The organism is Bacillus altitudinis 41KF2b, from assembly GCF_000691145.1.
Lineage (GTDB): Bacteria > Bacillota > Bacilli > Bacillales > Bacillaceae > Bacillus > Bacillus altitudinis.
Genome location: NZ_ASJC01000003.1, coordinates 219,325 through 242,197, shown reverse-complemented (window position 1 = coordinate 242,197; position 22,873 = coordinate 219,325). Strand labels below are relative to the sequence as shown.

Annotated in this window: 23 protein-coding genes and 2 other annotated features; of the genes, 20 read left to right on the top strand and 3 right to left on the bottom strand. The window is 41.6% G+C overall.

The window, feature by feature from the left end:
- The first annotated feature begins 233 nt into the window (after nucleotides 1-233).
- The 14 genes from polA (at nucleotide 234) to BA79_RS07420 (ending at nucleotide 15,442) form a co-directional block, all read left to right on the top strand.
- Entirely contained in the window at nucleotides 234-2,873 is a 2,640-nt protein-coding gene (gene polA / locus BA79_RS07485) for a DNA polymerase I (RefSeq protein WP_035701972.1), read from the top strand.
- 25 nt (nucleotides 2,874-2,898) lie between these two features.
- Nucleotides 2,899-3,732: a DNA-formamidopyrimidine glycosylase gene (mutM, locus tag BA79_RS07480; RefSeq protein ID WP_035701969.1), complete on the top strand. Its 834-nt coding sequence runs from the start codon at nucleotides 2,899-2,901 to the stop codon at nucleotides 3,730-3,732.
- Between the two features lie 174 nt (nucleotides 3,733-3,906).
- Nucleotides 3,907-4,539 (top strand): sporulation membrane protein YtaF, encoded by a 633-nt coding sequence (gene ytaF / locus BA79_RS07475; protein ID WP_007501684.1) that lies wholly within the window; start codon nucleotides 3,907-3,909, stop codon nucleotides 4,537-4,539.
- A gap of 13 nt (nucleotides 4,540-4,552) precedes the next feature.
- Nucleotides 4,553-5,158: a dephospho-CoA kinase gene (gene coaE, locus BA79_RS07470; protein WP_035701967.1), complete on the top strand. Its 606-nt coding sequence runs from the start codon at nucleotides 4,553-4,555 to the stop codon at nucleotides 5,156-5,158.
- A gap of 172 nt (nucleotides 5,159-5,330) precedes the next feature.
- Nucleotides 5,331-6,353: a glyceraldehyde-3-phosphate dehydrogenase gene (locus tag BA79_RS07465; RefSeq protein ID WP_008346043.1), complete on the top strand. Its 1,023-nt coding sequence runs from the start codon at nucleotides 5,331-5,333 to the stop codon at nucleotides 6,351-6,353.
- Nucleotides 6,354-6,588: 235 nt separating this feature from the next.
- Entirely contained in the window at nucleotides 6,589-6,969 is a 381-nt protein-coding gene (speD, locus tag BA79_RS07460; protein ID WP_003216492.1) for an adenosylmethionine decarboxylase, read from the top strand.
- A gap of 185 nt (nucleotides 6,970-7,154) precedes the next feature.
- On the top strand, nucleotides 7,155-7,541 hold the full coding sequence (locus BA79_RS07455; protein WP_008346039.1) for a hypothetical protein: 387 nt from the start codon (nucleotides 7,155-7,157) through the stop codon (nucleotides 7,539-7,541).
- Between the two features lie 4 nt (nucleotides 7,542-7,545).
- Nucleotides 7,546-8,004 (top strand): transcriptional regulator NrdR, encoded by a 459-nt coding sequence (gene nrdR, locus BA79_RS07450; RefSeq protein ID WP_003216720.1) that lies wholly within the window; start codon nucleotides 7,546-7,548, stop codon nucleotides 8,002-8,004.
- A 99-nt stretch (nucleotides 8,005-8,103) separates the two neighbouring features.
- Nucleotides 8,104-9,525, top strand: coding sequence for a replicative helicase loading/DNA remodeling protein DnaB (gene dnaB / locus BA79_RS07445; protein ID WP_035701964.1), 1,422 nt, complete (start codon nucleotides 8,104-8,106; stop codon nucleotides 9,523-9,525).
- A gap of 17 nt (nucleotides 9,526-9,542) precedes the next feature.
- Entirely contained in the window at nucleotides 9,543-10,472 is a 930-nt protein-coding gene (dnaI, locus tag BA79_RS07440) for a primosomal protein DnaI (protein WP_008346034.1), read from the top strand.
- 32 nt (nucleotides 10,473-10,504) lie between these two features.
- Complete coding sequence (locus tag BA79_RS07435) at nucleotides 10,505-11,143, top strand: TVP38/TMEM64 family protein (protein WP_008346032.1); 639 nt, start codon at nucleotides 10,505-10,507, stop codon at nucleotides 11,141-11,143.
- Between the two features lie 60 nt (nucleotides 11,144-11,203).
- A complete protein-coding gene (ytxC, locus tag BA79_RS07430; RefSeq protein ID WP_008346029.1) occupies nucleotides 11,204-12,073 on the top strand; it encodes a putative sporulation protein YtxC in 870 nt (289 codons plus the stop codon).
- A 43-nt stretch (nucleotides 12,074-12,116) separates the two neighbouring features.
- Nucleotides 12,117-12,364 (top strand) — a binding site (T-box leader).
- Nucleotides 12,365-12,409: 45 nt separating this feature from the next.
- Nucleotides 12,410-14,350, top strand: a complete 1,941-nt coding sequence (gene thrS, locus BA79_RS07425) for a threonine--tRNA ligase (RefSeq protein ID WP_007501674.1) — start codon at nucleotides 12,410-12,412, stop codon at nucleotides 14,348-14,350.
- 171 nt (nucleotides 14,351-14,521) lie between these two features.
- On the top strand, nucleotides 14,522-15,442 hold the full coding sequence (locus BA79_RS07420) for a methyl-accepting chemotaxis protein (protein WP_019743725.1): 921 nt from the start codon (nucleotides 14,522-14,524) through the stop codon (nucleotides 15,440-15,442).
- A gap of 55 nt (nucleotides 15,443-15,497) precedes the next feature.
- On the opposite strand, the gene BA79_RS07415 is transcribed toward BA79_RS07420, so the two are convergent.
- Nucleotides 15,498-16,277 (bottom strand): HAD family hydrolase, encoded by a 780-nt coding sequence (locus tag BA79_RS07415; protein ID WP_035701960.1) that lies wholly within the window; start codon nucleotides 16,275-16,277, stop codon nucleotides 15,498-15,500.
- 136 nt (nucleotides 16,278-16,413) lie between these two features.
- Nucleotides 16,414-16,989, bottom strand: coding sequence for a DUF4352 domain-containing protein (locus BA79_RS07410; RefSeq protein ID WP_035701957.1), 576 nt, complete (start codon nucleotides 16,987-16,989; stop codon nucleotides 16,414-16,416).
- 336 nt (nucleotides 16,990-17,325) lie between these two features.
- Nucleotides 17,326-17,457 (top strand) — a sequence feature (ribosomal protein L20 leader region).
- A 71-nt stretch (nucleotides 17,458-17,528) separates the two neighbouring features.
- On the opposite strand from BA79_RS07410, the gene infC reads away from it, so the two are divergent.
- The 4 genes from infC to BA79_RS07390 all read left to right on the top strand — a co-directional run bounded on the left by infC (nucleotide 17,529) and on the right by BA79_RS07390 (nucleotide 18,991).
- The gene (gene infC / locus BA79_RS07405; protein WP_024718649.1) at nucleotides 17,529-18,044 is read left to right on the top strand and encodes a translation initiation factor IF-3; all 516 of its coding nucleotides are present in this window, start codon (nucleotides 17,529-17,531) and stop codon (nucleotides 18,042-18,044) included.
- Nucleotides 18,045-18,069: 25 nt separating this feature from the next.
- A complete protein-coding gene (gene rpmI, locus BA79_RS07400; protein WP_003216324.1) occupies nucleotides 18,070-18,270 on the top strand; it encodes a 50S ribosomal protein L35 in 201 nt (66 codons plus the stop codon).
- Nucleotides 18,271-18,301: 31 nt separating this feature from the next.
- Complete coding sequence (gene rplT, locus BA79_RS07395) at nucleotides 18,302-18,661, top strand: 50S ribosomal protein L20 (RefSeq protein ID WP_007501659.1); 360 nt, start codon at nucleotides 18,302-18,304, stop codon at nucleotides 18,659-18,661.
- Between the two features lie 63 nt (nucleotides 18,662-18,724).
- Nucleotides 18,725-18,991: a DUF1294 domain-containing protein gene (locus tag BA79_RS07390; RefSeq protein ID WP_008346019.1), complete on the top strand. Its 267-nt coding sequence runs from the start codon at nucleotides 18,725-18,727 to the stop codon at nucleotides 18,989-18,991.
- Between the two features lie 17 nt (nucleotides 18,992-19,008).
- On the opposite strand, the gene BA79_RS07385 is transcribed toward BA79_RS07390, so the two are convergent.
- A complete protein-coding gene (locus BA79_RS07385) occupies nucleotides 19,009-19,413 on the bottom strand; it encodes a hypothetical protein (protein ID WP_008346017.1) in 405 nt (134 codons plus the stop codon).
- A 180-nt stretch (nucleotides 19,414-19,593) separates the two neighbouring features.
- Here BA79_RS07385 and BA79_RS07380 point away from each other — a divergent pair, with 180 nt between their 5' ends.
- Nucleotides 19,594-20,682 carry a M42 family metallopeptidase gene (locus BA79_RS07380; RefSeq protein ID WP_017358255.1) on the top strand — a complete coding sequence of 363 codons (1,089 nt, stop codon included), beginning with the start codon at nucleotides 19,594-19,596 and terminating at the stop codon, nucleotides 20,680-20,682.
- Nucleotides 20,683-21,031: 349 nt separating this feature from the next.
- Nucleotides 21,032-22,828 (top strand): carbon starvation protein CstA, encoded by a 1,797-nt coding sequence (gene cstA / locus BA79_RS07375; RefSeq protein WP_035701952.1) that lies wholly within the window; start codon nucleotides 21,032-21,034, stop codon nucleotides 22,826-22,828.
- Nucleotides 22,829-22,873 lie beyond the last annotated feature (45 nt).

Here is a 22,873-nt window from a genome sequence, read left to right as displayed (position 1 = left end):
AAAATTTACATGATCTTTACAATGAATTCATGTTTTGTTAATCAATCATTGGTAGGATGAATAGGAACCCCTTCATCCAAGGAGCCAATTTTGGAAGGACGAAAACACTTGTTGTTTTCGTCCCTTTTTTATGCAGGCTCGTCTATTTTCTTTTCAAAATAAACTTTGATAAAATGAACATACAATGTGCGAAAGAGACGGCTGAGCCGGCTCAGTCGATGGAGGATTAAAAGATGACAGATCAAAAGAAATTAGTACTTGTGGATGGAAACAGTCTCGCTTATCGAGCTTTTTTTGCTTTACCGCTATTATCAAATGATAAAGGCGTACATACAAATGCCATTTATGGCTTTGCGATGATCTTAATGAAGATGCTGGAAGACGAGAAGCCGACTCATATGCTCGTAGCATTTGATGCGGGTAAAACCACCTTCCGTCACGAGACCTTTAAGGAATATAAAGGCGGAAGACAAAAAACTCCGCCAGAACTATCAGAACAAATGCCGTTCATCCGTGAGCTATTAGATGCTTATCAAGTGAAAAGGTACGAGCTTCCGCAATACGAGGCAGATGACATTATCGGCACACTGGCTGTAGAGGCAGAAAAGGACGGCTTTGAGGTCAAAATCTTCTCAGGAGATAAAGACTTAACGCAGCTTTCAACAGACCATACAACAGTAGCCATTACGAAAAAAGGGATCACAGAAGTAGAATATTACACACCGGCACATATTGAAGAGAAATACGGACTCAGGCCAGATCAAATCATCGACATGAAAGGGCTGATGGGAGACTCATCAGACAATATCCCGGGCGTGCCTGGTGTCGGTGAAAAAACAGCGATCAAATTACTAAAGCAGTTTGAAACGGTTGAAAATCTGCTTGATCATATTGACGAAGTCAGCGGGAAAAAGCTAAAAGAAAAGCTTGAAGAATATAAAGAACAAGCGGTGATGAGTAAAAAGCTGGCGACGATTCTCGTAGAAGCACCAATAGATGTATCAAGCAAAGAGCTCGCCTATGAAGGTCCTCACATGGAGCAGGTCATCTCGCTTTATAAAGAACTGGGCTTTCAAACACTGCTAGAGCGTTTAGGAGAAGCGCCAGAATCAGATGAACCAGTAGAAATAGACGAACTAGACGTGAAGAAAATGACAGATGTCACGGAGGACATGCTGACAGATCACGCTGCACTTGTGGTAGAACAGCTAGGAGACAATTATCACGAAGCCGATTTGATAGGGTTTGCGATCCATAATGAGAATGGTGCATTTTTTATGACAAAAGAAGATGCTCTGCAATCTGAAGCGTTTAAACAATGGGTACAGGATGAAACGAAGAAGAAATGGGTCTTTGATTCCAAAAGAGCGGTTGTTGCGCTCAGATGGCATGATGTTGATCTTAAAGGTGTCGATAACGATGTCCTGCTCGCTTCCTATGTGGTCAATCCGCAGAAATCCTATGAGGACGTTGCAAGTGTGGCGAAGGAATATGGCCTGAACATAGCCCTTTCCGATGAAAAAGTATACGGAAAAGGAGCGAAACAGGCAATTCCACCTGAAGAAGAGCTAAAAGACCATCTTGGAAGAAAAGCAGCAGCGATCTCAGCGCTGCATGATTTGACCCTTGAAGCGTTAGAAAAAAATGATCAGCATGAGCTGTATGAAGATTTAGAGTTGCCACTTGCCCTCATCTTAGGTGAAATGGAATCTCTTGGGGTAAAAGTGGATGTTGAACGCCTTCAGAAAATGGGTGAAGAACTCACGAAGAAGCTGAAGGAATATGAAGAAACCATTCATCGGTTAGCAGGAGAAACATTTAACATCAATTCACCGAAGCAACTTGGTGTGATTTTATTTGAAAAATTAGGACTGCCCATTATCAAAAAGACCAAAACAGGCTACTCTACGTCTGCGGATGTCCTTGAAAAGCTTGAAGACAAGCACGAAATTATTCGGTCCATTCTGCATTACCGTCAAATAGGAAAGCTGCAATCCACTTATGTGGAAGGCTTAATGAAAGTGACGCGCAAAGATACGCATAAAGTGCACACAAGATTTAATCAGGCACTTACACAAACAGGAAGACTAAGCTCAACAGATCCAAACCTTCAAAACATCCCGATTCGTTTAGAAGAAGGCCGAAAGATTCGTCAAGCGTTCGTCCCGTCAAAAGAAGGCTGGCTCATGTTTGCGGCTGATTATTCTCAAATTGAGCTGCGTGTACTCGCGCACATTTCTCAAGATGAGAACTTGATTGAAGCCTTTACGCAAGATATGGATATTCACACGAAAACAGCCATGGATGTGTTCCATGTGTCAGAAGAAGAAGTGACTTCCTCTATGAGAAGACAGGCCAAAGCTGTCAACTTCGGAATCGTGTATGGAATTAGTGATTATGGACTGTCTCAAAACCTTGGGATCACAAGAAAAGAAGCAGCGGCCTTCATTGAACGTTATTTAACAAGCTTTAAAGGCGTGAAAACCTATATGGAGGACATCGTGCAGGAAGCAAAACAAAAAGGGTATGTGACCACGCTTCTTAAACGTAGACGATATATTCCAGATATTACAAGTCGCAATTTTAATGTGAAAAGCTTTGCGGAAAGAACGGCAATGAACACACCGATCCAAGGCAGTGCCGCCGATATCATCAAAAAAGCGATGATTGATATGGCACGAAAGTTAAAAGAAGAGAACCTGCAGACAAATCTGTTATTGCAAGTGCACGATGAATTGATCTTTGAAGCGCCAAAAGAAGAAATCGCCATATTAGAAAAAATCGTCCCTGAAGTCATGGAAAATGCACTTCAGCTCGATGTGCCGCTAAAAGTCGATTTCGCTTCAGGTCCATCTTGGTACGACGCAAAATAAAGAGAGAGAAAAAGGAGCGAGGAGCATGCCGGAATTACCAGAGGTTGAGACCGTCCGGCGCACTCTTCAGCGGTTAGTCAAAGGAAAAACGATTGAAACGGTCGATATCAAATGGCCAAATATCATCAAACGTCCTGGGGAACCGGAAGAGTTCGCTAGAAGGATGGTAGGAGAAACCATTCAAACCATTGAAAGAAGAGGGAAGTTTCTACTCTTTCATTTAGACCACTATGTGATGGTCTCCCATTTAAGAATGGAAGGGAAATACCGTGTACATGAAACTGGTGAGCCTTATGATAAACATGTACACGTCGTCTTTACGTTCACAGATGGTACCGAACTTCGGTACCATGATGTCCGTAAATTTGGGACGATGCATCTATTTCAGCCAGGCGAAGAAGAAAAAGAACTTCCGCTATCACAGCTGGGGTATGAACCTTTTTCAGACTCATTTACACCAGAATATTTATGGGAGCAATTAAAGAAAACCTCCCGCGTGATCAAAACGGCTTTACTTGATCAAAAGATTGTGGTTGGCCTTGGTAATATTTATGTAGATGAAGTGCTGTTTAAATCAGGCATTCATCCAGAAACAAAAGCGAATCAGCTAAGTCTTGCATCTTGCAAGGTGCTCCACAAACATATTATTGATACGCTTCAAGTGGCTGTTGATGCAGGAGGTAGCACCATTCGTTCCTACATCAATTCACAAGGTGATATTGGGACTTTTCAATTACAGCTTCTTGTATATGACCGGCGGGGAGAACCTTGCCAGACGTGCGGAAGTATCATAGAAAAAACAGTGGTTGGAGGGCGCGGCACTCATTTTTGTGTGACCTGCCAAAAACGCCCTTCATAAAAGTAAGCCGTCAGCATGCTTCCTTTTTGCCATGCATACGATAAAAAACATTCTTTTTTCAGCAAGGTGTAGACTGACACACAGCCCACCTGCTCTTCATATAGTGAAGAAGAGTCTAAGGACGCCTAGAGACTCTTGATCATCGTTGCATGAACAGAAAGGAAGAGTACAGGTATGATTTCGTTTTCGCTTCTGTTTTTAGCTATTGCCGTCAGCATTGACAGCTTTTCTGTAGGTTTTACGTATGGTCTTCGCAAGATGAGGATTCCATTTAAAGCCATCGTTATTATTGCTTGCTGTTCAGGAATTGTGTTGCTCATTTCCATGCTGATTGGCAGCCTGCTCACGACATTCCTCCCTGTCTCAGTGACAGATAAACTGGGTGGAGGCATTTTAATTGCTATCGGACTTTGGGTTCTGTATCAATTTTATAAACCAGCGAAAGAGCGTGATTTGCTCCTTCATGAAAAAACACTTCTCAATGTAGAAGTGCAGTCTCTTGGGCTTGTCATTCATATTTTGCGAAAGCCTACAAGTGCAGATATTGACCGCTCTGGCACCATTAATGGAATGGAAGCGGTGCTTCTTGGAATTGCTTTATCCATCGATGCATTTGGTGCAGGGATTGGTGCAGCGATTCTTGGTTTTTCTCCAATTGTCATGAGCATCACGGTCGCTGTGATGAGTTCTCTTTTTGTATGCATCGGACTGCGTGCAGGTCATTATTTGGCCAATTGGCGCTGGATCGATAAACTCGCATGCTTACCAGGGCTGCTGCTCATTTTAATTGGGGTGTGGAAGCTGTAAAGGAGGAAACGAATTGACGCTCGTCATTGGATTAACAGGCGGGATTGCTAGCGGAAAAAGCACAGTCTCGCAGATGATAAAAGAGAAAGGCATTCGGGTGGTGGATGCAGATATCATTGCAAAAGAAGCGGTTTCTAAAGGAGCGCCTGCCCTTCATCAAATCGTTCAAACTTTTGGTGAAGAGGTTCTTCTGCCAAATGGTGAACTGAACCGGCAGCAGCTTGGAGCGATCATTTTTTCTGATGAAGAGAAAAGAAAAAAGCTCAATGCCATCGTTCATCCTGAAGTCAGAAAGGAAATGCTCAAGCAGCGTGATGAAGGGGTCAGCAACCAAGAAACTTTTGTTGTGCTTGATATTCCGCTCCTATTTGAGAGCAAGCTGGAAGGGCTAGTCGACCGTATCATCGTTGTGTACACGACGCCTGATTTGCAGCTGTCGCGGCTCATGAATCGAAACGACCTGAGCGAGGAAGAAGCGCTGAATCGCATTCACTCCCAGCAGCCTCTTGAGGAGAAATGCCAAAAAGCAGACCGTGTGATAGAAAACACAAAAGATCTTGCTTTTATTAGAAAGCAATTAGAGAACATATTAAACGAATGGGAACATACAGATAAGTAAGAGTACATACAGTACTCTTCTTTTTTTATGCTTTTTTCGTCAATTTCATTGCAAAGAACAGCCCTTTTTTGAAAATATACGTTTATATACTGGCAATTACATTCTAATGTGATATACTAATTTCATAAATAAATTTATTGAGTATAACACATAATAGAGGAGTGACCTGTTCATGAAGGTAAAAGCAGCGATCAATGGGTTTGGCAGAATTGGACGCATGGTCTTCAGAAAAGCAATGCTTGATGATCAAATTCAAATTGTAGCGGTGAACGCAAGCTATCCTGCCGAAACGCTAGCACATTTAATTAAATATGACACAAATCATGGACGTTACGAATGCGATGTGACAGCAGAAGATGACGCGTTGATTGTCAATGGAAAAAGAGTGCTTTTGCTTAATAATAGAGACCCAAAGCAGCTTCCATGGGGAGAGCTTGGGATTGATATCGTGATCGAAGCAACAGGGAAATTTAATTCAAAAGATCAAGCGATGGGCCATATAGATGCCGGAGCGAAAAAGGTCGTACTTACAGCTCCAGGTAAAAATGAAGACGTTACAATTGTAATGGGTGTCAATGAGGATGATCTTGATCCTGAAAAGCACGTCGTTATTTCAAACGCATCTTGTACAACAAACTGTTTAGCGCCAGTTGTCAAGCTGTTAGATGATGAATTTGGCATCGACAACGGCTTAATGACAACGGTTCATGCTTATACAAATGATCAAAAAAATATCGACAACCCCCACAAGGATTTGCGCCGGGCAAGAGCATGTGCCCAGTCCATCATTCCAACGACGACGGGTGCCGCTAAAGCGCTTTCTTTAGTGCTGCCGCACATGAAAGGGAAATTACATGGACTTGCACTTCGCGTACCGGTTTCAAATGTGTCGATGGTTGATCTTGTGGTCGACTTGAAAAAAGATGTCACAGCAGAAGAGGTCAATGCTGCCTTTGCAACGGCTTCAAAAACATCTCTTGCTGGCATATTAGATTACACCGATGAACCACTTGTCTCCACAGACTTTAACACAAACCCTTATTCTGCTGTCGTTGATGGACTTACAACGATGGTGATGGAAGGCAGAAAAGTAAAAGTTCTTGCATGGTATGACAATGAATGGGGCTATTCTTGCAGAGTGGTTGATCTTGTAAAGTTTGTTGGTTCCCAGATGAAAGAGCTTTCAGCTGTTTGAAATGAAGAAGACTGAACGTCCCTTTTCAAGAAATGAGAGAAAATCCCACTAAAAACACAGCTTGCAAAATGGGTCTAAACAAAGTATACTATTTTTCGTGAACTTCTTGTTCGCAGACTCATTCGGGTATACTTAAAGGGTTAGGACCTCTTTGGACTAACTTTCCCCCGTGGTATATGTCCGGTCCGGCTGCTTAGAACTTCACTCTTTCATTCTTGTTTAAGGGGGGTCCATGATGGAAACAATCGGACGTCACGTTATCTCCGAGTTATGGGGATGCGACTGTGATAAACTGAACGACATGGATTTTATTGAAAAAACGTTTGTAAATGCAGCTTTGAAATCAGGAGCTGAAGTAAGAGAGGTTGCTTTTCACAAATTTGCACCTCAAGGAGTAAGTGGAGTTGTCATTATTTCTGAATCTCATCTGACAATTCACAGCTTTCCTGAACATGGTTATGCGAGCATAGATGTTTATACTTGCGGCGATCTAGATCCGAATATTGCAGCAGATCATATCGGAGATGAACTAGGTGCTGAAACAAGAGAAAACATCGAAATTCCTCGAGGCATGGGACCTGTACAAGTGAAACAGGCGCAAGCCAAAGCACTGTAAACATAAAAAAGATTGCAATGGGAGCTGGCCAAAAGCATTAAATGCCTTTGTGTTATGCTCCTTTTTATATTTGTTCCATACACGGGCATCCAGCATGATCCAACCTGTCTATACTTTTGTTCTAGGAAAACAAAGGTTTTTTTTATAAAATAAAGAAGAGGGTTTATGACAAAGGGGATACGTGTATGACTTTAGGACAAAAGCTCAAACGATTCATTTCAAATCATACAGAAACATCTGACCATCATCCAGTGTCAGAGCTGAAAAGCCATTACTACAAATCGACACAAACTCAAGCTTTTCAAGCGGTAGAAGCTGTTCTTTCAAGAAACGATTCCTATCAAGTGACATCTGTTTCAGCAGAACGAGGTGAAATCAGCGCAAACATACGAACGCCGAAAAAAGCTTTTCTCGTGGCGACTGTCATTTCAATTCGTCCTTTTGAAACAGCTGTCGATTTTAATGTGACAACAGAAACAGCACTGCCAACAGACTTTGGCTACAGTCAAAAGGCTGTTTTGTCCCTTTATAAAGAACTAGACAAACAACTTCCAAGAAGAGATCGGAGCTGATGAAATGAAATGTCCCACATGTCAGCACCTTGGCACAAGGGTGCTTGATTCAAGACCAGTAGATGAAGGAAAATCCATTCGTCGGAGAAGAGAGTGTGAAAGCTGTCAATATCGCTTCACGACGTTTGAAAAATTAGAAGAATTGCCATTGATTGTGGTGAAAAAAGAAGGAATTCGAGAAGAATTCAGCCGGGAAAAGATGCTGAGAGGCCTCATCAAAGCGTGTGAAAAACGTCCTGTCGCTTTAAAACAGCTTGAGGATGTCTGCTTTAACATCGAGAAGGAATTGCGTAACCAAGGCATGTCAGAGGTGAAAAGCGAGCTTGTAGGGGAAATGGTGATGGACGAGCTGGCGAAAATTGATGAAGTGTCTTACGTCAGGTTTGCTTCGGTATACCGTCAATTTAAAGATATCAATGTATTTATTGATGAATTAAAAGATTTATTAAAGAAAGAACGCTAAAAAAGAGCTGAAGATTCTTCATGCTCTTTTTCCTGCGTAAAGCGTAAAACGCAAAAAGAGTGTACAATGAAGACAACCGTATTAAGGGAGGATCAGCATATGACAGAGCATTGGAAGGAAGTGCTAGCCGTCGATCCGTATGTCGTCAAAAGCGCTTCATTGCTCGGTGACATCGATAGACAGCTTATTACTCTTTTATATCAGCCGCTTATTGGCATGTCCGCTTTCAGTTTATACATGACGCTGTGGGGAGAGCTGGAACAAAATCGAATGTGGGGGAAACCCGCACCTCACCGTCAGCTGATGGTGATGCTGCAAACGAATTTAAATGATATTTTTGAGGAGCGCTTAAAGCTTGAAGCGATCGGATTACTCCGCACATATGAACAGGAAACGGAAGAAGGCAGACTGTTTACATATGAGCTCGTGCCGCCGCTGAGACCGGATGAATTTTTCCAAGACGGTATGCTGAATGTCCTTTTGTATCATCGGGTAGAGAAAGCAAAATATATGCAGCTTCGTGATTATTTTTCTTATCCAGGAGTTCCTGCTGATGCAAAGAACATCTCCCGATCGTTTGAAGAAGTGTTTCACGTCTTGCAGCCAGGAGAGCGCAAGATGACAGAGGAAATTAATCAGGCGTCATCGCTTGACGAGGGCTACGAATATGTGACAGTTGGCTCAAGTCAGCCTGCACCGCTTTCAGATGAATCTTTTGATTTTGATCTCCTGTTAGCAGGCATGTCGGACATGATGATTCCGAGAAAAGCTTTGACAAAGCAAGTGAAAGAGACAATTAAGAAGTTAGCGGTCGTCTATGGCATCACCCCGCTGCAAATGCAAAATATTGTCGCAGGTGCCTGTGGCTCAGATCAGATGATATCAACTGAGGATCTGCGAAAAGCAGCGAGAGACTGGTATCAAATTGAATACAGAGGCGAACAGCCGAAGCTGATTGATCAAAAACAGCCAAGGCATTTACGTCACGATGCCACGCAACAGCCAGGTGCAGATGCGCCTGATGCGAAATTGATTGAAAAGCTTGATCATATTTCGCCTAGAGAGCTTCTAAAAGATATGGCAGATGGCATTGAGCCGACGTATGCAGACTTAAGAATTGTTGAAGATATTATGCTTGAGCAGCAGCTAGAGCCTGGGGTCATGAATGTCTTGATCTACTATACACTGCTAAAAACGGATATGAAGCTGTCCAAAACATATATGCAGAAAATTGCCGCCCACTGGGTGCGAAAGAAAATTAAAACCGTGGCAGCTGCTATGAAAATTGCCAAAGAAGAGAATAGGCAAATGACAGAATGGGCGCAGCAAAAAAATAAGCGTCAATCATATGGATCAGGAAAAGTGATCCGCGAGGAGAAGCTGCCTGACTGGATGAAAGAAGCTGAAACGAAAGAACAGCCAAAAGAACAGACAGATAACTTGTCTACAGAGGACCTCGAACGAGAAAAAGAAAAATTGTTAGATCAGTTTAATAATATGAAAAAGTACAATGCACATTAATGTGAGGTGAGATGGAGATGAAACCGATCGGTCGTTCATTTGATCAGCTAAAAGGGCGGGTAGATTTTCGCGTGAGATACAATCAGATTAAAGAAAGTGTCCTAGCTGATGAAGATGTAAAAGCTTTCTTAAAGGAGCATCAAGAGGACATCCAAGAAGACATGATCAATCGCAGCTTGAACAGGCTCTTTGAATATGTACAACAATCAAAGGGCTGTTCTTACTGCTTAGAGGAAGAGAATGTAAATGTCATTTTAGACGGGTATCACCCGAAGCTTGTGATCAAAGGTCAGAGCATTGATATTGAATATTCCCCTTGTCCTGTCAAACTGCGGCTTGATAGACAGAAAAAACAGCAAGAACTCATGAAAAGCATGTACATTCCGCAGAATGTTCTTCAAGCGACGTTTGCTGATTTAAATGTGGTTGGAAGACAAGAAGTCATTCAAAAAGTAGGTCAATTCCTGCAAAGTTATGATGAAACAGGTAAGGGCAAAGGCCTCTATTTACATGGAAAGTTTGGGGTCGGAAAAACATTTATTCTGGCAGCAATTGCGCAGCAGCTAGCGGTAAAAGAGTATCCATCTCTCCTTGTATACGTGCCTGAATTTGTGAGAGAATTAAAAAATTCATTAGCCGATCATACACTCGAAGAGAAGCTGAATATGGTCAAATCAACACCAATTTTAATGCTTGATGATATTGGAGCAGAGTCGATGACAAGCTGGGTACGAGATGAACTTTTAGGAACAATCTTGCAATACCGCATGGCAGAGCAGCTGCCGACTTTTTTCTCTTCTAATTTCTCACCGAATGAGTTAAAGCATCACTTTACGTACTCACAGCGCGGGGAAAAAGAAGAGGTGAAGGCAGCTCGATTAATGGAACGTATTCTCTACCTAGCTGAACCAGTTCTGCTTGAAGGGGAAAATCGCCGTCATTTATAAAAAGATAGGTCACGTGAAGGGGAGCGGATGAGATGAACAAAAGAAAATGGCTGCTTTTTCTCGTGATTGGCATTCTAGCTGCTGTGCTATGGTGGCTCAACAAACAGCATCTTCAACTGTCGCCGAAAGATGTGAAGAATTGGATTCTTCAATTTGGGATGCTGGCTCCCTTTGTCTTTCTTTTCTTATCACTTTTTCGTCCATTTGTGCTTGTCCCTCTCACCGTCTTTTCGCTAGCAGCGGGTTTGGCATTCGGCAGTGTCCTTGGGACCATTTATGCCTTAGCTGGTGCGACAGCAGGTGCAACAGGATCTTTCCTGCTTGCCTCAACCTTCCGTTCAAACAAGCAAGAAACTGAATCAAGCAATCGGAAGCTAAAAGCGGTGACGTCCCGTATTCAAGAACATGGATTTCTTTATATCCTCTTATTACGCATTGCACCCATTCACTTTGATTTTGTCAGTTATGCCGCAGCAGCTTCACGTGCGAATTACCGTGCATTTGCGGCAGCGACTTTTTTAGGATTAATACCTGGTACTGTGGCGTTAAATGTCCTTGGATCAAGCTTTGTGAGCGGAAATTATGCCGCCTTAGCGATTGTTTGTTTGATTTATTTGATCTTTATCTCAGTGCCACTGATTTTAAAAAGAAAGATGCCTGATTTATTTTAGGCGTCTATTTTTTATGTTCCCCCCATATATATGTAACAGATGTCGTTAGGGGGGACAAACATGCTTGAAATAATCTTTGAAGATGAATATGATACCGCCGCTTTTTTACATCTTGCTGAACACTTGGACAGTCGGCATCACATTTCGATTCAACAAGGGAAAGACCGGCTTCTCATAGAAGCGAAGAAATCAGGAGAAGCCATAGAGCACATTGTGCGGACATTGCTGATTCACTTTTTTTTGGAATGCAAAGAAAATGAACGCATGCGCAGCATCCTTGAAAACACATACTTATTTAAAGATCCAGAAGAGCAGCACCAAATTCTTTCAATCGCCCATAGCATCATGAAAGGGGATCTAGATGATATCCCTGGAATTCATCAAGACCCGCCGAGGGAGGATCTGTTAAAAAAAGAGCTTGAGACGATTTCTTTACAGAAAGGTGTTTTTTCCATTGGTTCATTTATGACATTTAGGCTCTCAGCGTATGACAGAAGGCTGAAGAACTATGTTGAAGTATCCATCGAAGAATATAAAATGGAACAAGAATATCAAAACTTTATTCAATCCCTTCGAGACTATGTGATGTCAAGAGAACCTAAGCTTGAAAAAGTACATGTTGTGCATCAGGACCGCCTGATGATTTGGGAATTTCGGTACGCTTCTGAGCGTGATCAAAAACAATACATAGACAGACAGTTTGTAAGAGAGCATCCAATGTATATTGATTCGCAGTTGATTGCACCGCTAGTATCCATTGCGCCACAAAAAATTGACCTATTTACAGATGATACAGGTCACTCGATGGTGCAAACCATTCAAAATATTTTTCAAGAAAGAGTCGAGGTATTCCCGCCTCATTCGTTTCAAGAACAGCATGTACAATTTGTTCCTAGCCATTTGGAAAAGAAAAGTGAAAAGCTTTCTTGATTTTCACGAAAAAACGTTTTATAATACGGTGTAACTTCATACAGAGACCGTATTGATAAGGACATGAACAAATGAACACCCGCTTAAAGAGAGGGAAGCCGCGGCTGAAAGCTTCCTAGCAGAGGACCATTTGCTTTACCACCTTTGAACATCAGCTGTGAACTGTTTAGTAATAGCTGACGGGAATTCCCGTTATTGAACCACAAGCCGTATTTGCTTTTGACAAAGCAAGCTGCAAATACGGGAAAAAGGGTGGAACCACGATTCCGTTTATTCAACCTCGTCCCTTTCCAGGGGGCGGGGTTTTTATATTGCCAAAAAAAGGAGTGACTAGAGATGTCAGAACAAATTCAACTTACATTTCCCGATGGAGCAGTCAAGGAGTTTGACAAAACAGCTACAACAGAAGACATCGCGGCATCAATCAGCCCAGGCCTAAAGAAAAAAGCGCTTGCCGGTAAATTGAACGGCAAAGAAATAGATCTGCGTACGCCGCTGTTAGAAAGTGGAACAATCGAGATCATCACAGATAAGAGTGAAGAAGCGCTCGATATTATGCGCCACAGCACAGCGCATTTACTAGCACAGGCAATCAAACGCATTTATGGAAAAGAGCATCACGTCCAGTTTGGCGTAGGCCCTGTCATCGAAAATGGCTTTTACTATGATGTCGACATCGATGTAGCGATTACACCTGAAGATTTACCAAAGATTGAAAAAGAAATGAAAAAAATCATTAACAGCAATTTGCCGATTGAGCGCATTGAAGTTTCAAGAGAAGAAGCGAAAGCACGCTTTGAAGCAATTGGCGATGAATTGAAGCTCGAGTTGTTAGAGGCAATCCCGGAAGGCGAAGCTGTCACAATTTATGAGCAGGGTGAATTCTTCGATCTATGCCGCGGCATTCACTTGCCGTCTACAGGGAAAATCAAAGAATTCAAGCTGTTAAGCCTTGCAGGTGCTTACTGGAGAGGCGACAGTAACAACCAAATGCTTCAGCGTATTTACGGAACAGCTTTCTTCAGTAAAGAAGAATTAAACGAGCATTTACGTCTGCTTGAAGAAGCAAAAGAGCGCGATCACCGTAAACTAGGAAAAGAATTGAAACTGTTTGCGAACTCTCAAAAGGTGGGCCAAGGTCTTCCGCTCTGGCTGCCAAAAGGGGCAACAATCCGCCGCGTCATTGAGCGTTATATTGTTGATAAAGAAGTACGCCTTGGTTATGAGCATGTGTATACACCCGTTCTTGCGAGTGTGGAATTGTATAAAACATCAGGCCACTGGGCGCATTATCAAGAAGATATGTTCCCGGTCATGGAAATGGACAACGAAGATCTTGTCCTTCGTCCAATGAACTGCCCGCACCATATGATGATTTATAAAAATGAACCTCATAGCTATCGTGAACTGCCAATTCGGATTGCAGAGCTTGGAACAATGCACCGCTATGAAATGTCAGGCGCTTTATCCGGCCTTCAACGTGTTCGCGGGATGACATTAAACGATGCCCATATCTTTGTTCGTCCAGATCAAATCAAAGATGAGTTCATCCGCACAGTTCGTTTAATTGAAGAAGTGTATCAAGACTTCGGCTTAAATGATTATACGTTCCGCTTATCTTACCGTGATCCAGAGGATACAGAGAAGTATTTTGACGATGATGCGATGTGGAATAAAGCGCAGTCCATGCTGAAAGATGCAATGGACGAGCTTGGACATGACTACTATGAAGCAGAAGGCGAAGCGGCATTTTATGGTCCGAAGCTTGACGTCCAAGTAAAGACGGCCCTTGGAAAAGAAGAGACTTTGTCTACTGTACAGCTAGACTTCTTACTTCCAGAGCGTTTCGATCTCACATATATCGGAGAAGATGGAAAACATCATCGTCCGGTTGTCATTCATAGAGGAGTTGTGTCCACAATGGAACGCTTCGTTGCCTTCTTAATTGAAGAATACAAAGGAGCTCTTCCAACATGGCTGGCACCTGTACAATTCCAAGTCATCCCGGTTTCACCATCTGTCCATCTAGATTACGCGAAAAAAGTGCAAGAACGTTTGCAGCTTGAAGGACTGCGTGTAGAACTAGACAGTCGTGATGAAAAAATAGGGTACAAAATTAGAGAAGCGCAAATGCAAAAGATTCCGTACATGCTGGTTGTCGGTGATCAAGAAGCAGAAAATGGCGCGGTCAATGTAAGAAAATATGGGGAACAAGATTCAGAAACAATGGACCTCGAAGCTTTTGTGAAACATGCAGTCGCAGAAGCAAAAAAATAATGAAGGCAAACGAAACAGTCAGTGATCTCATCTCTTGAGGTTGCTGGCTTTTTTCTTATGGAAAAAAATTCTCCACTGGTGATCCAAGTGCGCAAATGATACGTTTAGATAGTACGAAAGTATGGGTAAGTATGTACTATTAGATAGAGGCAAATTGGGGGAATGAAAGCGATGATTCAAACAACAAACACTTCATCAACACAAGTATTGGAGCAATCAGCTGTGCTTCGTGCGCTAGAGCACTCACTGGCGATGATTGAATTTGATGTCACAGGTAAGGTACTATGGGTCAATGATATTTTTGCAAAAGCCATGAGATATACAAAGGAAGAAATGATTGGTTTAAAGCATAGACAGTTTTGTCCTCCGCATATTGCAGAAGACGCAAGTTATCAAATGTTTTGGAAGCGTTTGAAGAATGGTCAAGTGTTTCAGGAAAAGGTGCAGCGGATCACGAAGTACGGTGACACCTTATGGCTTGAAGCGACGTATACACCAGTGCTCAATGAAGAGGGGAACGTAGTGGCCGTCGTGAAAGTGGCAACAGATATTACGGAGAGAGAAAACACAATGAAGCAGGTAGTAGAAGACCTAAAGGATATGTCTGCAAAATTAATGGAGCGAGCGGAAATCGGCATCCAGCATAGTCAAAGTGTAAATGCTTCTTTTGAACATATTGCGAGTGAAACGGATCAAAACATGAGTTTGCTAGAAGGGCTAACAGAGCAGGTGGAGTCGATCAGCTCAATTGCTACAACGATTAACAGTATCGCTTCCCAAACGCAGCTGCTCGCATTGAACGCGGCCATAGAAGCTGCGCATGCGGGTTCCTATGGAAATGGCTTTAGTGTCGTAGCGGCAGAAATCCGTAAGCTTGCGACAGATTCAAAGGAAGCGATCGTAAAGGTGGATCGTTATGTGAAGGCGATCCATTTAGAAGTTGAAAAGGTCAGCAACGGAACAAGCCGTGCAAAGACAAGCGTGTTTACAAACCGGGATCTTGTCAAGCAGGCAAGCGAGGAATTCATGAATGTAGGAAAAGCAGCACGCGGCTTAGATCGACAAGCACAAAGTCTAGCAGCAATTGTTTAGCCGAAAACGAAAAAACACCCAATCTCAATCAGGAGAAGGGTGTTTTTCCTATGGTTTATTTTAAAATATCAAACAATTCGTGTAAGTCTTTAATTTCATAATCTGGTGTCACATCTGTTTCATTTTTCTTGCCATGACGATTGATCCAAACGGTTTGAATGCCTACGCGAGAAGCTCCGAGAATATCTGTTTTTGGATTATCTCCTACCATGATGACGTCATCTTTTGTGAGATTTAACAGCTGAAGGCAGTGCTCAAAGATGCCAGGATCAGGCTTTCCTTTCCCATAATCTCCTGAAATCACAATTTCATTAAAGTAAGGGGCAAGTTCCGGGACACCTGCAAGTTTTTCTTTTTGCAGACTAGGATCTCCATTTGTTAAAAGGAGTAATTCATAGCTGCCCTTCAGGCGCTCTAAAACAGGATACGTTTCTTCATAGACATACGGGCGTTTTCTGCGCTCTGCTGCAAAGAAATCTGCTAAGTATTGACCAAATACTTCATCGTCAATTCCTGCCTCTTTTAAGCCGTTCGTCCAAGCGTTTTTGCGATACTCTGGTGCAAGGGCGTTCAGCTTTTGAAAGCCTTCGCTAATCGGCTCACTAAAATTGGACCACAGTCCTTCAAAAGGATTAATTCCAATCATGACAGTATAATCATATGTTTCATAAGAAGAGTACAGCTTTCTTGCTTCTTCACGCACAATCTGTTCAAACGATTCTGGATCAAGTCCATATTTCTTTTCCGCTTCCCTGCATGTTTCCTGAAAAGTGGTATGAATGCTTTTTTCATCCCAAAGCAAAGTATCATCTAAATCGAAAAATACGGCTTTCATGATCTTCTCCCTTGTTATGTATGTAGTTACCCTCAATTGCATGTGACAGGCTCATGTTCATTTTACAATAGAAGTTTTAGAGTTTAAATAGATTATTTAGTAATAAAAAAAGTGCACAAAAATGTGCACTCTTACATTATTTTGATAAATCAATGGTCTTATACTTACCGCCAGTCCATCCTAGTCCTGATGAGACTTGAAGCGAGAATTTCTTTTCGTTTGGAACTTCAAAAGCAATTTTACCTTTTTTAGATAATTTAGGATTTATTTGTTTTAAGAAGAAACTTGAATCGATATCATTGACATACATGTTATTTGTTGCGAGTGATTTGTATTCTGTACCGTCTTTGCCAATTAACCTAAACATCTCAGTATCTACCGTTCTATCTTTTTTACCTGTATTTATGACCGTTACTTCAACAATCACGAATTTGCCGTCTGTCGTTACATCGCTCATATACTGTTTTTGTAAAGATTTCGCTTCTGTTACGCTGTTTACTTGATAAGTAAAGTCTTCGACTGCTACTTTATCTCCAATTTTATGCGTTTTTTCTTTATCATTTTTCTTTTCGCTACTCGTTACTGCATTTTTAGAACCAGTATTTGATGTATTATCTTTTTTGCTGCCGCCCCCAGCCATACAAGATACAAAGATAATAATCAAAATGAGAATAATGATACTAAGACACCCAATCTTAAAAAACTTTTTCAAATAAATCCCCTACTTTTCCTTATTTTATTAAATGAATTTGAATACCTCACCAATGATAAGACTAAAGAATTATAAAATCAATCATTTTTTTGAAAAAATAGATATAATACCCTTTTTTATATGGAATATGATTTATATTTTGGTTTATTTATGTATACAACTTGATTTATATCGGTGTGTTAATGAAAAATTGAAGGATTTGAAGAGACTTTATTTCTTTTTAAATAAGTCTTGCTCAAATCATTTCGTCATGCTAAAATGAAAAAGTTGTTTCAAGAGTTCGGTTACTTGACGGACAAATGAAAATTGTGTAGAATAGTTAACGAATTGAATAGATATCACAAGCAGAAGCACCCGCTTCTCACCTGATTGACACATGTTTGTAGTTGACAGGTTGACCGTACATTTATTTTTTCATGCAAATGTTCGCAGTGTGGGTGTTTTATATGCCCACACTTTTTGTTTGCCTGTAAAACATACAACGAAATGGTCAAAATGAATTGTGAACTCAATTCAAAATCTCATGGAGGTGGCTCACTATTAGCAAAGATCAATTAGTTAATGAAGGTATTCGTGCGCGTGAAGTTCGTTTGATCGGACAAAATGGCGATCAGCTTGGGATTAAAACCCGCCAGGAAGCTCTGGAAATTGCTACGAAAGCCAATCTTGACCTTGTGTTAGTTGCTGCAAATGCAAAACCACCTGTTTGCCGAATCATGGACTATGGTAAGTTCCGATTCGAACAACAGAAGAAGGAAAAAGAGGCACGTAAGAATCAAAAAATCATTAGCTTAAAAGAAGTTCGGTTGAGCCCGACAATCGATGAACATGATTTTAACACGAAGCTCCGTAATGCAATCAAATTCCTTGAAAAGGGAGATAAAGTGAAAGCTTCTATCCGCTTTAAAGGCCGTGCGATTACGCATAAAGAAATCGGACAGCGCGTGTTAGACCGTTTCTCTGAAGCTTGCGCTGAAGTAGCAACAGTAGAAACAAAACCTAAGATGGACGGACGTAGCATGTTCCTCATGCTTGCACCAAAAGTCGAAAAGTAAAAGTAACAGAGGGAGGAAACATCCAATGCCAAAAATGAAAACTCACCGCGGATCTGCTAAACGTTTCAAAAAAACAGGTTCTGGTAAACTTAAACGTTCTCATGCGTACACAAGTCACTTGTTCGCTAACAAATCTACAAAGCAAAAACGTAAATTGCGTAAGAGCGCAATCGTAAGTGCTGGAGATTTCAAACGTATCAAACAACAACTTGCAAACATCAAGTAATCTGGAATAGGAAACATAGGAGGGAATTACAATGCCAAGAGTAAAAGGCGGAACTGTGTCGCGTCAGCGTCGTAAAAAGGTTCTTAAATTAGCAAAAGGTTATTTCGGTTCAAAACATAGATTATATAAAGTAGCAAACCAACAGGTGATGAAATCTGGAAACTACGCTTTCCGTGACCGTCGTCAGAAAAAACGTGACTTCCGTAAACTATGGATCACTCGTATCAATGCTGCAGCTCGTATGAACGGTCTTTCTTACAGCCGTTTAATGCATGGCTTAAAGCTTTCTGGTATCGAAGTAAACCGCAAAATGCTTGCTGATCTTGCTGTGAATGACCTAAACGCATTCAACCAGCTTGCTGATGCTGCAAAAGCACAACTAGACAAGTAAGTCATATAAAAGATCATTCCGCCAAGGAGTGATCTTTTTTTCTCATCATGTGAGGTGAAATCAATGAATATCGCTCTGATCGTGCTGCTCATCTTGGTCAATGTCTATGGGTTTTGTCTCATGGGAGAGGATAAACGCCGGGCGAAAGCACACAAATGGAGAATATCAGAAGCGCACTTATGGAGTGCCGCAGTACTTTTTGGTGCTGCTGGGTCATTTCTTGGCATGCAGTATTTCCGTCATAAAACGAAGCATCCTGCCTTTCAAATGGGTATGCCTGCTTTAATTGTTGTCCAATTGGTGATATTGGTCTATCTCAATCTCATCTGAAAAGGGAGCAGACGCCGTTAAGTCGGCGTGTCTGCTCCCTTTTTTTGTTTGATTTTTTTGATGGGCTGATCCCAATCAATTTTTGTTTGAGGATACCGTTCAATGATGTTTTCCTCAAGTTTTTCAAAGTCTTCTAATGTGAATTCATTTAGCTTCTCAGGTGACTCGGTCCAAACGTAAATGGAGTGGACAAACAGAGGATGATCCTTAGAAGGAACATGCTTCTCCCCTTCAAACAAGACACCTTTATAGACGAAATTAAAATTTTTACGGGCATTTTGCTGTTCGTCCATAAAATAAAAGCCTTCTTTTAATTGTGCTTGTTTCAGCTTTCTTCTCGGGTTTGAGAAGAATTTTACCGCCATGTAGAAAATATAGACAAGCAATGCAACAAGAGCAAGTCTAATGAGGATGACAAACATGACAGGATGCACCTCCAATACCGTTATCTGATGTACTACGAATGAGAAAGTCAAAAGGTTTCAACTTTTTTTAAAAAAAATATTTCGATTAACGAAAAAATATTCATAAAAAGATCGTATTGAACGAAAGAGGTTTTGTATAATAAGAATGCACCATGAAGAAAAAGGAGGATACACAGAATGACAAAACTAGATCAAACATTAACTATGCTGAAAGACCTAACGGATGCAAAAGGGATTCCAGGAAATGAACGTGATGTAAAAAAAGTCATGCAGTCATACATAGAAACATATGCGGATGAAGTCTCTACAGACCGCCTTGGCAGCTTAATTGCTAAGAAGGAAGGAAATGCAAATGGGCCTAAAGTGATGCTTGCTGGTCACTTAGATGAAGTAGGATTCATGGTGACAAAAATCGATGACAAAGGCTATATTCGTTTTCAAACGGTCGGTGGCTGGTGGTCTCAAGTGATGCTGGCGCAGCGTGTCACCATTGTGACGAAAAAAGGAGACATTACAGGTGTGATTGGTTCTAAACCGCCACATGTCTTATCACCAGAAGCACGAAAGAAATCAATCGAAATCACAGATATGTTCATTGATATTGGGGCTTCGAGCAAAGAACAGGCAATGGAATGGGGCGTCCTCCCTGGAGATCAAATCGTACCTTACTTTGAGTTTACGGTAATGAATGACGAAAAAATGCTTCTTGCAAAAGCCTGGGACAACCGTATCGGCTGTGCAGTAGCGATTGATGTCATGAAGAATTTAAAGGATACTCAGCATGAAAATATTGCATACAGTGTAGCAACTGTCCAAGAGGAAGTTGGCTTACGCGGAGCTAAAACAGCTGCAGCTACCATCCAGCCTGATATTGGATTTGCTATTGATGTTGGAGTAGCAGGTGATACACCAGGTATTACTGAAAAAGAAGCAACAAGCAAACTTGGCAAAGGACCAACGATTGTCGTATTCGACGCTTCCATGGTTTCTCATAAAGGGCTTCGCGATTTTGTTGTCCAAACTGCAGATGAATTAAACATTCCTTATCAATATGATTCCATGCCAGGTGGAGGAACAGATGCTGGAGGTATTCACTTAACAGGTCATGGTGTTCCATCACTATCCATCGGAATTCCAAGCAGATATATTCATACCCATGCAGCTATGATTCATCGAGATGATTATGAAAATGCGGTGAAGCTTTTAACAGAAGTCATCAAAAGACTTGATCAAAAAACGGTCGAACAAATTACGTACGGTTCTTAATGATGAAACCTTTCCTCAGTATGGGGAAAGGTTTTTTAATTGCGTTGAATTTCCCAGGAAATGAACGTTGGAATGTAAGTTGTGTCAAAAGAACTGTTTTCAGTAAATGAAGTGATATTTTTCTAGTGAGGAAGGCACATGTGATCCTTCTTGTATTTATGTAAGATGAAATCAATAAAAAGGACAGAGCCAATTGAGGCTCTGTTAAAAGAGAGTTTATGGAAGTAGGTGAAGCTTATTTTAGATTAAATCAATTATTCCTATTTGTCAACTTGGTTTTAAAAGAAAGAAAAATCACTCAATTTATGTTATATTTGTAACAAATTGTTTATACAAAGGGGATGGTTAAATGAATGCGGTTTCAATTGTGATAGGATCGATGTGTATTTTAGCGATTGCCTATCGCCTCTATGGCACGTTTATGATGGTGAAGGTACTAAAGGTCACAGATGATCATCCTACACCGGCTCATGCACTCGAGGATGGGAAAGATTATGTGCCAACAAACAAATGGGTCACATTTGGGCATCACTTTGCTGCAATTGCCGCTGCTGGTCCATTAGTTGGTCCGATTTTAGCCGCACAATTTGGGTATTTACCTGGTCTCCTTTGGCTCTTAATTGGAGCGGTGATTGGCGGAGCTGTTCATGATCTCGTGGTCTTGTTTGCTTCGATGCGGAAAAAGGGGAAATCACTATCAGAGGTAGCGAAAGAGGAGCTTGGTCCTGTGGCAGGATTTTGCACAGGGCTCGCCATGTTATTTATTATTACAATTACAATGGCAGGACTGTCCATGGTTGTGCTTCATGCTTTAGAACGAAATCCTTGGGGAACCTTTGCAGTTGGTATTACCATTCCAATAGCGATGGGAGTCGGCCTTTATTATAAAAAGACAGGCAATTTAAAGCTGGCGACATCTGCGGGATTCATATTACTGATGTTGGGGGTATTCCTTGGACCGAATATTCAAGGAACAGCACTTGGAGATTTGTTAACACTTGATACAAAAACGCTTGCTCTTGCCCTGCCAATCTATGCGTTCTTTGCTGCGGCCCTGCCGGTTTGGTTGCTTTTGGCACCAAGAGACTATTTAAGCAGTTTTATGAAAATTGGTGTTTTCATTGCGCTGATTGCGGGAATCTTTGTGGTTAATCCAACCATCCAATTTCCGGCGTTTACGGAGTTTGTAAATGGAGGAGGGCCTGTCTTAGCTGGACCTGTATGGCCTTTTATTTCGATTACCATTGCTTGTGGCGCGATTTCTGGTTTTCATGCATTTGTTGGCTCAGGCACAACGCCAAAAATGCTAGATCGTTGGAGTGATATGAAGCCGGTGGCGTTTGGCGCGATGCTCGTAGAATGTTTAGTGGGAATTATGGCGTTAATTGCCGCTACTGCGCTTCATCCGGGAGATTATTTTGCAATTAATAGTACACCTGAAGTGTTCCGTACGCTTGGTATGAGTGTCGAGAATCTTCCTCAACTAAGCAAAGAAATCGGTCTTGACTTAGAAGGAAGAACAGGTGGAGCTGTTACATTAGCTGTAGGGATGGCGTACATCTTTACGGGTATTCCGTTCTTTAGTCATTTGGCCTCTTATTTCTTCCAATTCGTGATTATGTTTGAAGCCGTCTTTATTTTAACGGCGATTGACGCAGGAACCCGTGTCGCGCGATATTTGATCCAAGACTTCTTTGGAGAAGCATATAAACCACTGAAACGAAATGACTGGGTACCAGGGTCAGTCTTTGCAAGTGCACTTGCTTGTTTTATGTGGGGATACTTGCTTTACTCTGGAGACATTGGGTCCATTTGGGCACTCTTTGGTGTGTCAAACCAACTAATGGCCTCGGTCGGATTAATCATTGGGGCGACGGTTGTGTTAAAAATTGCGGATAAAAGGCGGTATATGTTGACTTGTTTAATTCCACTTGCTTACTTATATGTGACGGTGAATTATGCGGGTTATTGGATGGTTGTGAATGTCTATCTCAATCTTGAAGCATCTGGCTACAGTGTACTGAATGCCGTGCTTTCGATGATTATGCTGATTTTAGGTTTTGTCATTATCGTGTTCGCTATTAAAAAATGGATCGAGATTTGGCGCGATCCAGCTCTTCGAATGGAGACGCCAATCACTGGCTAAATGAACAAAGCCGGCTTGCTCATAAATAAGCAAACCGGCTTCTTG